The following is a 13,461-nucleotide window of genomic DNA, read 5'->3' as shown; positions in this document are numbered from 1 at the left end:
ACAAATATCTAGTACACAGTTTATCGCAACATTGAATACACCCCAGTGCCCATCCTGGGATATGCAGTAAGGCACCTGAACCACGCTTGCGTGGGTAACCCTTCGCCCTTGGCGATGGGTGCGTTTTATTCAGGAGGCTTTGCATGACGTATTTCCCCCGTAATCCCTCCCCCCGCCTCTGGATTCGCCAGCCGTTGAGCTGCGCCGACCCGGCCGCCGCGAATGGCGTGGTGATTCAGGACAGCCGTATCGTCGAGCGCCTCGCCGCCGGCCAGGAGCCCAGCCTGCCCGTCGACCAGGTCTTCGATGCCTCCCAGCATGTGCTGCTGCCGGGGCTGGTCAATACTCACCACCACTTCTACCAGACCCTGACCCGGGCCTACTCCGCGGCCCTCAACAAGGAACTCTTCCCCTGGTTGACCACCCTCTACGACGTCTGGGCCAACCTCGACGAAGAACAGATCACGGTGGCCAGCGAACTGGCCATGGTCGAGTTGCTGCTTTCCGGTTGCACCACCGTGGCGGATCACCACTATGTCTTCTCCGATGCCCTGGAGTCGGCCATTGATCGCCAGGTCGAGACGGTCCGGCGACTCGGCGTGCGCGCCGCCCTGACCCGCGGTTCCATGAGCGTGGGCCGCGACCAGGGGGGGCTGCCGCCCCAGTCGGTGGTACAGGACGAGGCCCGCATCCTCGATGACAGCAGTCGCCTGATCCAGCGCTACCACCAGCGTGAGGAGGGCGCCATGATCACAGTAGCCCTGGCCCCTTGCTCGCCCTTCTCGGTAAGCCGCGAGCTGATGAAGGCCACCGCCGAGTTGGCCAAAACGGAGGGAGTCCGCCTGCATACCCACTTGGCCGAAACCGAGGACGAGACCCGCTACTGCGAGCGCCTCTTCGGCCTGCGGCCCCTCGACTACCTGGAGGAGTGCGGCTGGCTCAATGAGCGCACCTGGCTGGCCCACGGCATCCACTTCACCGACGAGGAAATCCAGCGCCTGGGCCGTGCCGGCACCGGGGTCGCCCACTGCCCCTCCTCCAACATGGTGCTGGGCTCGGGGCTCTGTCCGACCCTGGAGCTGGAGCGCGCCGGGGCCCCGCTGGGGCTCGCCGTGGACGGCTCAGCCTCCAACGATCACTCCAATCTCGCCGAGGAGATGCGCCAGGCCATGCTGCTCGGCCGCCTGCGCTACCGCCCCGACCAGATCGGCCATGACGACGTGATCCGCTGGGCCACCCAGGGCTCCGCACGCTGCCTGGGGCGTACCGATATCGGCGGCCTGGCCCCCGGCCAGCAGGCCGACCTGGCGCTCTTCCGGCTCGACGAGCCGCGCTTCTCAGGTGCCGAGAACCCGCTCGCCGCCCTGCTGCTGTGCGGTGCCCACCGTGCCGACCGGGTGATGGTGGCCGGCCACTGGCGGGTCATCGACGGGGCGATCCCGGATCTCGACCTGGGCGCCCTGATGACACGCCACCATGACGCCGCCCAACGACTCTGGCGGGCCCTCTGAGGGCCAACTTCGCAGCGAACTCCCCTTGAACCGGCAGCCAATAACTACAACCTGCCGCCCCCGCCCCCGGCAAGCAAGTACATAGCGCCCGGATGCAAGGGAGTGCCCATGATTGACCACTCTCCCTGCATCATGACACCCCCGACAGGCTAACTCCTCTCACGCAAACGCCCCTTCAAGGCAACACTTGGCCCCACCATTCTGAACTGCCCAAAATAGTTGGACGGTTTATTCAGGCGGGGCCCCTTGATTGATTGTTCCCTCCTGCTGCCATGCACTGAGCCGAATAGCCTCTAGGGTAAAACAAGGCGTAAATATAGCCCTTAAGGGTTATTTAGTTGCTAAATAGCCTTTTTTGGCTATGGTGAAGGCGACCCTTCTCTAGGAGCGCCTGCCATGACCCAGCGAATCGCCGTGCTGACCGGCGATGTGATCGACTCGCGCAAGATCGAGGATCGCCAGCAACTCTATGCGCTGCTGGACGCGACCCTGGCCGAACTGGCCGCCAGCCACGGTGGTCGTGGCGAACGCTTCCGCGGCGACGGCTTTCAGTTGGCCCTGCCCAAGGCCGCAGCCGCCATGGAGGTGGCTATCGCCCTGCGTGCGGCCCTGATCGAGCACTCCGAGGCAGACCAACGTTGGGACGCCCGCATTGCGGTGGCGGTAGGACCGGCAGGCTGGCCTGGCAACGGCCGGCTCGCCACCGCAGACAGCGAGCCGTTCGTGCGCTCCGGCCACGACCTGGATGGGTTGAACGTGGGCAGTGCGCACCTATCACTGGCACTGCTCGACGAGACGGACGATGGTAGCCTCGCTCTCCTGACGCGCTATCTGGACGACATGGTCGCGAGCTGGTCGCGCTACTCGGCCGAGGTGGTCAGACTCAGCCTGGCGAGCGAGACCTCCCAGCAGGCCATGGCCGACCACCTGGGAATAAAGCAGCCCAGCGTGCACAAGCGGCTGCGTGCCGCCCGCTGGCCGCTGCTGGCCGATACCTTAGCCTACCTGAGCGAGCGGTTGGCGGAAAAGGATACGCAACCATGACCCCCAACGACCTCTCTCTGCTGATGGGGCTGGTGCTGGCCCACCTGGCCGGCGACTTCCTGCTGCAGCCGCGCCTCTGGGTCGACGAGCGGGTGCGTCGCCTGCACCGCTCGCGCCACCTGCTCTATCACGTGCTGGTGCACACCGGCCTGACCGCCCTGGTGCTATTGATCGCGGCCTGGCTGCTACCGGGCTCCCCCGGCCCGCTGGGGGTGCTCATTGGTGCCGCGGCGGTGGCCGCCAGCCACTGGCTGATCGACCTGGGCAAAGCGACGCTGCCCGCCGGCCAGCTGCGCTGGTTCCTGCTCGACCAGCTGCTGCACCTGCTGGTGCTGTGTGCGCTATGGCTGGCCTGGCTCGGCAGCCTGGCGCCACTCGAAGCGCTCGGCGCCTGGCTGCTCACGCCTACGGTGCTGGGCGTGGCCACCGCCTACCTGATGGTGACGCGCCCCTTCTCGTTCGCCATCGCCATGGTGATGAAGCGCTGGAGCAACCAGCTCGAGGATACCGACACCCTGGCCCAGGCCGGCGCCCGCATCGGCATGCTGGAACGGCTGCTGGTGCTCTCCCTGGTACTGCTCGATCAGCTAACCGCGGTGGGCTTCCTGCTGGCCGCCAAGTCGGTGCTACGCTACGGCGACCTGCGCGACACGAAGGACCGCAAGCTGACCGAGTACGTACTGCTAGGCACCCTGGTAAGCGTGGCCTCAACCCTAATTCTGGGCCTGGCACTCAGGCTGCTGATACTGGACAGTTAGGAGAATCAGGCACGCCGCGAACCGCGCTCAGCCACCGGAGGCCGCGCCGGGCAGGTAGTGGATGACGTCGTGAAAACGCAGGCGGCCCTCGCCAGCGTTGCGCATCACATGGGGCCGGTCGGCGTAGAAACGCAGAGTCTCCCCCGCGGCCAGCTCCCGGGGCTGGTCATCCACGTCGAGGGCGAGACGCCCTTCCACCACCACGATATGCTCCACCACCCCCCGGGCATGGGGCGCTGAGGCGCTGACCGCCCCCGGTGCCAGCTCGATCTCGAACATCTCGAAGCCCAGCACTGGATCATAGGGAAACAGCAGCCGCGCCTGCATGCCGGCGCTGTCTTCGCCCCATACCGGCTCTTGCTGGGCGGGTGCCGCCGAGGCGGTGAACAGCGTCGAGAAGGAGACCCGAAAGCCGCTGGCGATCTTCCACAGGGTGGCCACCGTGGGGCTCGATTCACCCCGCTCGATCTGCCCCAGCATGGCCTTGCTGACACCAGTCTCGCGGGCGGTTCGATCGAGGCTCCAGCCCTGCTCACGGCGCAGCCGCCGCAGCGTGGTGGCGAGGTGTCGGGCAATGTCCTGCATCGCTTCCCCCATTGAGCTTTATTCACATTGAGATTTATTCCCATTGTGCGCTATATCGCACGGTGGTATCCTGCCGCCCATTGTACGCGATAACGCACAAACGGGCATCTCGAAGCCCCTGGGAGGACGGCATGCTTCACACCACGCGCATGGCTCGCCACGCAGCCCCTGCCCTCAGCGTCTGGCGGGACATGAGTCTCTCCACGCTGACGGCGGGCGTGGTGGCCGTGATCATCGGCTACGCCAGCTCGGCGGCCATCATCTTCCAGGCCGCCGCGGCAGCCGGCGCCAGTCCCGAACAGATCGCCTCCTGGCTCTGGGCGCTGGGAATCGGCATGGGCATCACCTCGCTGGGACTGTCGCTACGCTATCGAATCCCGGTGCTGACCGCCTGGTCGACGCCCGGCGCCGCGCTGCTGGCCACCAGCCTGCCGGGCATCCCCATCGAGGAGGCCATCGGTGCTTTCCTGTTCTCGGCGGCACTCATCACGCTGTGCGGGGTGACCGGCCTGTTCGAGAAACTGATCCAGCGCATTCCCCCCGCCATCGCCGCGGCGATGCTGGCCGGGGTGCTGCTGCGTTTCGGACTGGACCTGTTCGTCGCCCTGGAGTCGCAGCTGTGGCTGCCGCTGGCCATGTGTGCGGCCTGGCTGGCCGGCCGGCGGCTGTGGCCGCGCCTGGCCATTCCCGGCGTGCTGATCGTGGGCTGCGCAACGGCTGCCCTTCAGGGGCTGGTCAGCCTCGAGGGGCTGCAGCTCACCCCCACCGTCCCGGTGTTCACCACACCGGCCTTCTCGATGGCCACGCTGATCGGCGTGGGGATTCCGCTGTTCGTGGTGACCATGGCCACGCAGAACCTGCCGGGACTCGCCGTACTCCAGGCGGCGGGCTATCGGCCGCCTAGCTCGGCGCTGATCGGCTGGACCGGCGCCTCGACGCTGGCGCTGGCCCCCTTCGGCGGCTATGCGCTCAACCTGGCGGCGATCAGCGCCGCGGTGTGTCTCGGCCCCGAGTCTCACCAGGACCCGGCGCGGCGCTACACCGCCGGGGTCGCGGCAGGTGTCGGCTATCTGCTGATGGGGGTGTTCGGCGCCACCGTCACCACGCTGTTCATGGCGCTGCCGGCGGCACTGGTCATGGCCCTGGCCGGGCTCGCGCTGCTGGGCACCCTGGGCAGCGGGCTGGCCTCGGCGCTAGTGCCCAGCGAGGGACGCGATGCGGCCCTGGTGACCTTCTTGATGACCGCCTCCGGCATCAGCCTGCTGGGCATTGGGGCGGCCTTCTGGGGACTGGTGGCAGGTATGCTGACGCTGTGGGTCACGTGCGGCCGGCGCTGATCGCACCGGCCGGGCCGCAAGGCTAGAGAACGTCGGCGGCCGGCGGCATCTCGCGCGCCAGGCGGTCGGCGTCATCGATCCCCGCCATGCGCACCAGGGCCAGGGCCTCGTCGAGGCTCTCGACCTCGGCCACCTTCAGCGCCTCGCTGTCGAGGTCCACCGGCTTGCCGCTCTTTTCACTGAGCAGCTGCTCGAGGGCCGCCACGTCCATGCTGTCATCGAGCCGCAGGCTATCCACCTGGGCCCGGGCGTGACCACTGGGCAGATAGATAGTGCCGTTGGAGAAGTCCACCGCATAGGCGACCACCCCCGGCACGATGAAGAACAGCAGGCCGACGCCATTGGCAATGGCCACCGCCGGGTCGATGTCACCGCTCACCTGCCCCTTGCGCTCGGGATGAAAGAGCGTACCGCAGGCCGTCAGCATGGTGATCGACACACCGATTACCAGGGTGCGCAGGACACGACAACGCCGGGGCATGCTGGCTCGGGTCATGGCAGAATTCTCCGTGTGTAAGGGGCCCCGACGCAGGGCTAGCCGGCACCGTAGGATCGAATCGGCAAAAGCTTATCACAGACAAGATTCATACGGACGTTTCCCGTTCCACGCTGCCCCCTTGTCAGGCGCGTTTTGCCGCCGCTTCTGCTTGGCCGTACAATGCCTCAACCGCGGCCATCCCAGGCCATACCCGATGTCAGATCGCGAGGAAACGCCGGACCCATGCGCGCCACTCAACTGTTGATCGCCACCCTCAAGGAAACGCCCGCCGATGCCGAAGTGATCAGCCACCAGCTGATGCTGCGCGCCGGCATGATCCGCCGCCTCACCTCCGGCCTCTACACCTGGCTACCGGTCGGCCTGCGCACCCTGCGCAAGGTGGAGCGGATCGTGCGCGAAGAGATGAACCGCGCCGGCGCCCAGGAAGTACTGATGCCGGCCATACAGCCCGCCGAGCTGTGGCAGGAGTCCGGCCGCTGGGAGCAGTACGGCCCTGAGCTCTTGCGCCTCAAGGATCGCCACCAGCGCGACTACTGCGTGGGACCGACCCATGAGGAGGTGATCACCGACCTGATGCGCCGCGAACTCGCCAGCTACAAGCAGCTGCCGGCCAACTTCTACCAGATCCAGACCAAGTTTCGTGACGAGATCCGCCCCCGCTTCGGCGTGATGCGCTCACGTGAGTTCATCATGAAGGACGCCTACTCCTTCCACCTTGACCAGGCCTCCCTCAAGGAGACCTACCAGGCGATGTACGACGCCTATACGCGCATCTTCACCCGCCTGGGCCTGGACTTCCGCCCGGTGCTGGCCGATACCGGCGCCATCGGCGGCACCGACTCACACGAGTTCCACGTGCTGGCGAAGTCCGGCGAGGACGACATCGCCTTCTCCACCGAGTCCGACTACGCCGCTAACGTCGAGAAGGCCGAGGCCCTGCCGGCGCCGCTGGGCACCACCCCCGAGCGCCCGGCCCCCACCGAGACGATGCGCCTGGTCGATACGCCCGATGCCAGGACCATCGCCGATCTGGTGGAGCAGCACGGCCTGCCCATCGAGAAGACCATCAAGACGCTGATGGTGCGCGGCGCCGAGGGCGGCCTGGTGGCGCTGCTGGTGCGCGGCGACCATGAGCTCAATACGGTCAAGGCCGGACATCTACCCGAGGTGGCCACGCCGCTGGTCATGGCCACGGAAGAGGAAATCCGCGCCGAGGTGGGTGCCGGCCCCGGCTCGCTGGGCCCGGTGGGGCTCGACATGCCGATCGTCATCGACCGCAGCGTGGCACTGATGAGCGACTTCGGCGCCGGCGCCAATATCGACGGCCAGCACTATTTCGGCATCAACTGGGAGCGCGACACCGCACTGCCCCGGGTCGCCGACCTGCGCAACGTGGTGGAGGGCGACCCCTCGCCGGACGGCCAGGGCACCCTCTCCATCAAGCGTGGCATCGAGGTGGGCCACGTCTTCCAGCTGGGCACGAAGTACTCGGAAGCGATGAACGCCACCGTGCTCGATGACAGCGGCAAGGGCACGCACCCCTGGATGGGCTGCTATGGCATCGGCGTGACCCGCGTTGTCGCCGCCGCCATCGAACAGAACCACGACGAGGCCGGCATCATCTGGCCCGCCACCATCGCCCCGTACGAGATCGCCCTGGTGCCGATGAATGCTCACAAGTCGCAGCGGGTGCGCGAGGAGTCCGAGCGCCTCTACGCGGCACTCACCGCCGCCGGCTTCGATGTGCTGCTGGATGACCGCGATCTGCGCCCGGGGGTCAAGTTTGCCGACCAGGAGCTGATGGGTATTCCCCATCGCCTGGTGGTCGGTGACCGCGGCCTGGACAAGGGCGAGCTGGAGTACAAGGGACGTCGTGACAGTGATGCCACCATGGTACCGGCCGAGCGCATCCAGGCCTTCCTGGGCGAAGCGCTGGGCCGTTGACCGGGGCGCTGCCGCCGCGCTCGCGGCGGCACTCTGGCTGCCCTCCCTGGCCGTTGCTCAGGGCGGCGCGGTGCCGGAGCTCCGCGAAGGCCAGCCCTCGCCGATCCAGACTGCCGCCTCCGAACCGCGGGTGCGGCGGCTGCCCGATGCACCCTCGTCGCTGCGCCAGACCCTGGACGAACTGCGCGGCGCCCAGCTGCCGGCGGCCGACATCTGGGCCGCCCGCCAGTGGATGAACGATATGGCCCCGCGCCTGGCACGCTTCGTGGCTGATGAGGCGCTGCGCGATGAACTGCTGCATCGTATCTACCACGAGGCGCGACTCGCCGGGCTGCCGCCGGAGATCGTCATGGCGGTGATCGAGGTGGAAAGCGCCTTTCGCCCCGACGCCGTTTCCTCGGCCGGGGCGGTGGGACTGATGCAGATCATGCCGTTCTGGATCCGCGAGCTGGGCCTGCCCGCCGACGACCTCAAGGACCCGTGGCGCAACCTGCGCTACGGGACCACCATCCTCGCCCACTACCTGGCGGTGGAGCGTGGCGACCTGACCCGGGCGCTGGCCCGCTACAACGGCAGCCTGGGCCAGACCTGGTACCCCGAACGGGTGATGCGCGCCTGGACCCGGCACTGGCGGCAGGCCGCCCCGGGCGGGCGGGCCCTGGTGACCGACTAGGCGCCCGCATTGCCGGCGGCGGCTTCGACCCTGGCCACCTCCCACCCATCGCGCCCCTCGCCCTTGACGCGATACAGCGCCTGGTCGGCGGCGGCATAGCCCAGGGCCAGGCCCGCTTCACCGGCGATGAAGCGCGCCGCGCCGATGCTCAGGGTGACATGATCGGAATGGGGGTGGGCCGGGTGGTCGAGGCTCGCCGCGCGCAGTTGTTCGGTCAGTCTCTGACAGTCGCCCGCCAGAGTGGCATCTTCGTGACAGTCGAGCAGGGCGGCAAACTCGTCGCCCCCCATGCGGTAGAGCCGCGCCTGCCCGGCCAGGGACTCGTCGATCAGCATGGCCAGGCGGCGTAGCAGCCGGTCGCCGTCGGGGTGACCCAGGGCATCGTTGTACTGCTTGAAGAAATCGATATCGATCAGCAACAGCCCCACGGGACGCCCCTCGCGCTGTACGATCTCCTCGTTGAGCGCGCTCCGATTGCCTACGCCGGTCAGGGGGTCCAGCATGGCCCGGGACATCCACTTAAGGCTTTCTCGCGTGGCCCGCTCGGCGCTGCGCCGCTGCCGCTCGTGCATCCACCAGAAGACAATGCCCAGCACATAGATCAGCAGGCTGCCGAGCAGCACCAGGGTCTGGTGGCGCCGGGTCTCCTCGACGAACTGATTGGTCGCCAGGCCGCGGCGGTCGAGCTGCCCCATCTCGATCTCGGTGAGACAGCCGATCGGCGCCAGCAGGCTGCGGTTGAGCTCGGTCGGGGTCGGCGCCTCGCCGGCCTGCAGCCGCTGCCCCAGACGATCCAGCCGGGCCAGGTTAGGCTCGGTGCAGGCATACTCGCGGCGATACAGGCCGATATCGAAGAGGCTGTAGGCGAGCTCGAGCTGGAACAGGGCCCGCTCTCGATGAGCCGGTTCGTCGGCTCCCTCGAGCAGCAAACCGAGGCTCTCCTGCAGATAGCCCCGCGAGCGGGTGGCCAGCTGCTGGCCGGTCAGGTTGCCTGACTGGCTGAAATAGGCATGAATCTCGGGATGGACCCAGCGCGTTTCGTACGTAATCAGCAAAATCAGTGCCGTAAAGCTCATCAGGCTGAGCCATAGCCAGCCCACATGTCGCCGCCAGGCTGGGGCGGGTTTCACGGCACCGCCTCGATGCTGCGTATCATCCACACCCAGTCGTTGAAGTTGCGCAGGTTTTCAGGATCCCGATCGCCGTAGTCCCGCTCGACGAGCCGCAGCGGGCCGCGATCGCGTAGCCCCAGCGCCTCACCGTTCTGGTGGGTGACGAGAATCCAGTTGGGATCGTCCCAGCCACCGAGAGTCACCTCGTAGTCGTCCCAGGCCGTGAAGGTCAGCCGCTGGGGAACCTCGCCATACTCGGCTTCGAGCAGCTCGCGGAACACCAGGCCGCGCACCTCGACCTCCTCCGCTTCGTACGGGTCGAAGAAGCGAAAATGCTGGTCGGCGCGCTCACGCAAATCGTCGATGGCAAGCGACCTGGCCTGCTCTCCCTGCTTCAGCACCAGGTGGTCGGGGCTGGCCAGGGCAGCGGCGGACAGCATCAGGGTAGCACCGGCGCAGAGTCCGACGAAAAGACGGAAGCCCCCATGACATGATGACAACATCCCTCAGTCCCTCTTCATTACTTATTGAAAATATTGTACGAAGCGGAGTCTAACACGGCAAAAAAAAGCCGACCCAAATGGGTCGGCTACTGGGGGGAAGATCCCCCCTCCCCTGACGACTTGAAGTGCTGCTGGATCAGTGCTTCTTCTTGCGATGGTCCCGCACGATGAACCCGACCCAGCCTGCAAGAAATGCGATCATCATCGCGACGGTGACCAATCCGAAAATAACTGCGTCATCCCAGTACATGGTGTGTTCTCCCCGTCTCCGATGCGATGACTGCACTGTAGCCCGGGATCGGCGAAGGAAAACTGACCTGCATCAATTTTGCTTCCAGGATGGCGACAGGGCGGCGGCGAAACTGACCTGAGTCAATTTTTCACCCCCCCTCGAGCTGGCTATCGCACGGCGGCCGTCGGCAGCGGGTGTCCCTTGGCCAGCTCTTCGCGGCTGGCCTCGCGCACAGACAGCACCGCCAGCCGGTAGCGCAGGGTATGGCCCGCCAGGGGGTGATTAGCATCGGCCAGCACGCTGTCCTCGTGTACCTCGAGAATGGTGACGATCTCGGGGCCATCCTCCCCCGGGGTCTGGAAACGCATACCGGGCGCCAGCTCCTCAACGGGAAAGGCGCTACGGCTGAGCCGCTGCACCAGCGCCTCGTCGCGCAAGCCGTAGGCCTCGGCGGGCAGCAGGGTCACGCTGAGCTCGGCGCCGACCTCGCGCCCCTCCAGGGCCCGCTCGAGGCCAGCCATGATGTTGGCGTGGCCGTGAAGGTATTCCAGGGGCTTGTCGCGTGAACGAGAGTCATCGAGCACGCTGCCCTGTTCGTCGCTGAGCTCGTAGTGCAGGGTCACGACCCGCTGCGGGGCAATGATCATGAAGGTCTCCTGTGGTTTGGATGGGGGGAGCGCCTAGCGCTGGGGGCGCAGGTGGGCCACGGGCATCTCCAGGCGCTGCTGGCGGTGCAGCAGGTTGAGCAGCACGATGGCGCGCTCCTCGCCCTTGTGGCTGGCGAAGACCGCCTGCAGGTCCTTGAAGGGCCCTTCGGTGATCTCCACGGTCTCACCGGCACGAAAATAGACGTTGGCGCCGGTGTCCTCCCCCTCGCTGCCGTGTTGGCGCAGCGTCTCGATCAGGGCGTCATCCACCGGCAGCGGGCGGTCGCCGAAGGTGACGATCTTCAGCACGCCGCGGGTGGAGCGGATCGGCCGCCAGTTGCTGGCCAGCCGATCCAGGCGAATGAACAGATAGTGGGGAAATAGCGGCTCGCTCAGCCAGAGCAGCTTGCCACGCCGCTTCTTCTGGACCTCCAGCACCGGGTGAAACAGCTCGAAGCCCTGGTTGTCTAGGTTCTCAGCCGCGCGAAAGGTCTCTCCTCCCTTGCACTGGATCACGTACCAGCGCGGCAGGCTATCGTCATCAAGGTCGTTCGGGATGCACTGGGAATCACTCATGGCGGGCTCCTGATCGGGATCTCCTGCTGGCATCGATCGCGCTGCTCTGCAACAATCGATCGGCCGTCGCTGGCCACTCGCCGTGTCGGCTGTAACGTCATTCTATCATCGATGTCAGGCAGCCGGCCGCCCACGCCGGCCGGCTGCCAGGAGCGACCAATCGCATGACCTCCCCTACCGTCCACCGCAGCTGGCGAGACGCCCTGGCCATCTACCTGCGGGCCCCGGTCATCACCATGCTGTTTCTGGGCTTTTCCGCCGGCCTGCCGTTTCTGCTGGTGTTCTCGACCCTCTCGGCCTGGCTGCGCAGCGATGGCGTGGAGGTGGCGGCCATCGGTTTCTTCTCGTGGATCGGCATCCTCTACTCGATCAAGTTCTTCTGGGCGCCGGTGGTCGACCGCCTGGCACTGCCGCTGTTGACCCGTACCCTGGGCCAGCGTCGCGGCTGGATGCTGACGGCCCAGGCCATGATCGTCGCCGGCCTGATCGGCCTGGCAAGCCTCGACCCGACGCAAAACCTGGTGATGGTGGCCACCTTTGCGCTGCTGGTGGCCTTCGGCTCGGCCACCCAGGACATCGCCATCGACGCCTTTCGCATCGAGTCGGCCCCTGACGACATGCAGGCGGCCATGGCCTCGACCTATATCATCGGCTATCGCGGCGGGCTGCTGGCCGCCGGCGCCGGCGCCCTCTACGTGGCCTCGGCGATTTCCTGGGAGGCGGCCTACCTGACCATGGCCGCACTGGTCGGGGTCGGGGTCATCACCGTGCTGCTACGCCCGGAGCCGGCGCGGCTGTCGCTGAACACCCAACTGATCCACGAGCCGCGGGTCCGCGCCTTCCTGCGCGCCAGCCGCGGCAAGCCGCGCCATCTGCGTCGCCTGGGCGCCTGGCTGATCGGCGCGGTGGTCTGCCCCTTTACCGACTTCTTCACCCGTCACAAGCTCAAGGCGCTGTGGCTGCTGGTCTTCATCGCGATGTTTCGCATCAGCGACCTGGCCATGGCCTCCATGGCCAATCCGCTGTATATCGACCTGGGCTTCTCGCTTGCCACCATCGCCAATGTCACCAATGTGTTCGGCATCGCCATGAGCATCAGCGGGGGGATTCTGGGAGGCTTGCTGGTGGCGCGCTACGGCATCGGTCCCATCCTGGTGCTGGGGGCCGCGGCGGCGACCCTGACCAACCTGCTGTTCGCCGCCCTGGCGCTCGCCGGTCAGAGTCTCCCCTTCCTGGTGATGGCGATCGTCGGCGACAACCTGGCCAACGGCCTGGCCAGCGCGGTGTTCATCGCCTTTCTCTCGAGCCTGACCTCGAAAGCGTACACCGCCACGCAGTACGCGCTGTTCTCGTCGCTGATGACCCTGCCGGGCAAGTTCCTCAGCGGCTTCGGCGGCCTGGTGGTGGCCGCCGAGGGCTACGCCACCTTCTTCGTGATCGCCACGGCCCTGGGGCTGCCGGCCATCGCCCTGGCAATCTGGATCAGCCGCGACCGCGAACTGGTGCCCCGGCCGGCCCCCCGCGCCATCTGAAGCGCCCCCTCCCTTGCAAAGGGGGGCGCTCGGACAGCGCCACCCTATCTAGAAGATATATCTAGAAGATATTCGGCCAGCGCTCATCGGCGGCCTCGATATAGGCGGGAATGTTGGCCTCCCAGCGCCGCTGGATACGGTGATTGAAGTTCAGATAGAGCTTGTCATCGACGATCTTCCATGCCTCAGGAATGGTCGCGGCGGCCTCACCACGAGCCGCCGCCCAGGCGCACCAGCCGCCGTACTGGGGGGCGTAGGCCTCGGGATTCGCCTCGAACCGATCACGATGCTCGGCTGATGCGAACTTCCAGGTGGCATTGCGCCATTCCAGTCGATAGTCCGGCGACCCCTGCACCGGCTGACCTTGGGTGAAGTAGGCCACCGGGTCCGTACCACCGATGGCCAAGCCGTCGCGTGTAAAGATGCGCTCCTCGGCGACCGTCTCCAGGGCCCAAGCCAGGCCGAGCACCATGACCATTGCCGCCATCCAAGACGTGCGTTTCATGAC

General features: G+C 66.7%; 15 protein-coding genes. 7 read left to right on the top strand and 8 right to left on the bottom strand.

The window, feature by feature from the left end; all coding sequences use genetic code 11:
- Positions 1-143 precede the first annotated feature (143 nt).
- The 3 genes from HOP52_RS09130 (at position 144) to HOP52_RS09120 (ending at position 3,313) form a co-directional block, all read left to right on the top strand.
- Positions 144-1,511, top strand: a complete 1,368-nt coding sequence (locus tag HOP52_RS09130) for an 8-oxoguanine deaminase (protein WP_238977066.1) — start codon at positions 144-146, stop codon at positions 1,509-1,511.
- 396 nt (positions 1,512-1,907) lie between these two features.
- Positions 1,908-2,555, top strand: a complete 648-nt coding sequence (locus HOP52_RS09125; protein WP_238977065.1) for a hypothetical protein — start codon at positions 1,908-1,910, stop codon at positions 2,553-2,555.
- On the top strand, positions 2,552-3,313 hold the full coding sequence (locus HOP52_RS09120; protein ID WP_238977064.1) for a DUF3307 domain-containing protein: 762 nt from the start codon (positions 2,552-2,554) through the stop codon (positions 3,311-3,313). Before HOP52_RS09125 ends, HOP52_RS09120 begins: the two co-directional genes overlap by 4 nt.
- A 27-nt stretch (positions 3,314-3,340) precedes the next feature.
- Here the strand turns inward: HOP52_RS09120 and HOP52_RS09115 are convergent, their stop codons facing one another.
- Positions 3,341-3,898 carry a helix-turn-helix domain-containing protein gene (locus HOP52_RS09115; RefSeq protein ID WP_238977063.1) on the bottom strand — a complete coding sequence of 186 codons (558 nt, stop codon included), beginning with the start codon at positions 3,896-3,898 and terminating at the stop codon, positions 3,341-3,343.
- A gap of 131 nt (positions 3,899-4,029) precedes the next feature.
- Between HOP52_RS09115 and HOP52_RS09110 the strand changes: the two genes are divergently transcribed.
- On the top strand, positions 4,030-5,235 hold the full coding sequence (locus tag HOP52_RS09110) for a benzoate/H(+) symporter BenE family transporter (RefSeq protein WP_275298125.1): 1,206 nt from the start codon (positions 4,030-4,032) through the stop codon (positions 5,233-5,235).
- Between the two features lie 22 nt (positions 5,236-5,257).
- Here HOP52_RS09110 and HOP52_RS09105 read toward each other — a convergent pair whose 3' ends face one another.
- Complete coding sequence (locus HOP52_RS09105) at positions 5,258-5,731, bottom strand: hypothetical protein (protein WP_238977062.1); 474 nt, start codon at positions 5,729-5,731, stop codon at positions 5,258-5,260.
- A gap of 225 nt (positions 5,732-5,956) precedes the next feature.
- Here HOP52_RS09105 and HOP52_RS09100 point away from each other — a divergent pair, with 225 nt between their 5' ends.
- Both HOP52_RS09100 and HOP52_RS09095 read left to right on the top strand, forming a co-directional pair.
- Positions 5,957-7,678, top strand: a complete 1,722-nt coding sequence (locus tag HOP52_RS09100; RefSeq protein ID WP_238977061.1) for a proline--tRNA ligase — start codon at positions 5,957-5,959, stop codon at positions 7,676-7,678.
- A gap of 70 nt (positions 7,679-7,748) precedes the next feature.
- Entirely contained in the window at positions 7,749-8,351 is a 603-nt protein-coding gene (locus HOP52_RS09095; protein WP_422677699.1) for a transglycosylase SLT domain-containing protein, read from the top strand.
- On the opposite strand, the gene HOP52_RS09090 is transcribed toward HOP52_RS09095, so the two are convergent.
- The 5 genes from HOP52_RS09090 to rfaH all read right to left on the bottom strand — a co-directional run bounded on the left by HOP52_RS09090 (position 8,348) and on the right by rfaH (position 11,421).
- Positions 8,348-9,481 carry a GGDEF domain-containing protein gene (locus tag HOP52_RS09090; protein ID WP_238977060.1) on the bottom strand — a complete coding sequence of 378 codons (1,134 nt, stop codon included), beginning with the start codon at positions 9,479-9,481 and terminating at the stop codon, positions 8,348-8,350. The two genes, HOP52_RS09095 and HOP52_RS09090, sit on opposite strands and share 4 nt — an antisense overlap.
- Positions 9,478-9,903 carry a hypothetical protein gene (locus HOP52_RS09085; RefSeq protein WP_238977059.1) on the bottom strand — a complete coding sequence of 142 codons (426 nt, stop codon included), beginning with the start codon at positions 9,901-9,903 and terminating at the stop codon, positions 9,478-9,480. Before HOP52_RS09085 ends, HOP52_RS09090 begins: the two co-directional genes overlap by 4 nt.
- Before the next feature lie 199 nt (positions 9,904-10,102).
- Positions 10,103-10,216: a cytochrome c oxidase subunit CcoM gene (gene ccoM / locus HOP52_RS19715; RefSeq protein WP_309674856.1), complete on the bottom strand. Its 114-nt coding sequence runs from the start codon at positions 10,214-10,216 to the stop codon at positions 10,103-10,105.
- Positions 10,217-10,365: 149 nt separating this feature from the next.
- Entirely contained in the window at positions 10,366-10,845 is a 480-nt protein-coding gene (locus HOP52_RS09080) for an FKBP-type peptidyl-prolyl cis-trans isomerase (RefSeq protein WP_238977058.1), read from the bottom strand.
- A gap of 33 nt (positions 10,846-10,878) precedes the next feature.
- The gene (gene rfaH, locus HOP52_RS09075; protein ID WP_238977057.1) at positions 10,879-11,421 is read right to left on the bottom strand and encodes a transcription/translation regulatory transformer protein RfaH; all 543 of its coding nucleotides are present in this window, start codon (positions 11,419-11,421) and stop codon (positions 10,879-10,881) included.
- Positions 11,422-11,585: 164 nt separating this feature from the next.
- Here rfaH and HOP52_RS09070 point away from each other — a divergent pair, with 164 nt between their 5' ends.
- A complete protein-coding gene (locus HOP52_RS09070; RefSeq protein ID WP_238977056.1) occupies positions 11,586-12,953 on the top strand; it encodes an AmpG family muropeptide MFS transporter in 1,368 nt (455 codons plus the stop codon).
- 61 nt (positions 12,954-13,014) lie between these two features.
- Here HOP52_RS09070 and HOP52_RS09065 read toward each other — a convergent pair whose 3' ends face one another.
- Positions 13,015-13,458: a YHS domain-containing (seleno)protein gene (locus tag HOP52_RS09065; RefSeq protein ID WP_238977055.1), complete on the bottom strand. Its 444-nt coding sequence runs from the start codon at positions 13,456-13,458 to the stop codon at positions 13,015-13,017.
- Positions 13,459-13,461: the final 3 nt, after the last annotated feature.

The organism is Billgrantia campisalis (genome assembly GCF_022341425.1).
Classification (GTDB): Bacteria; Pseudomonadota; Gammaproteobacteria; order Pseudomonadales; family Halomonadaceae; genus Halomonas; species Halomonas campisalis.
The sequence above is the reverse complement of the archived record's forward strand: the minus strand, read 5'-3'. Positions and strand labels throughout refer to the sequence as shown.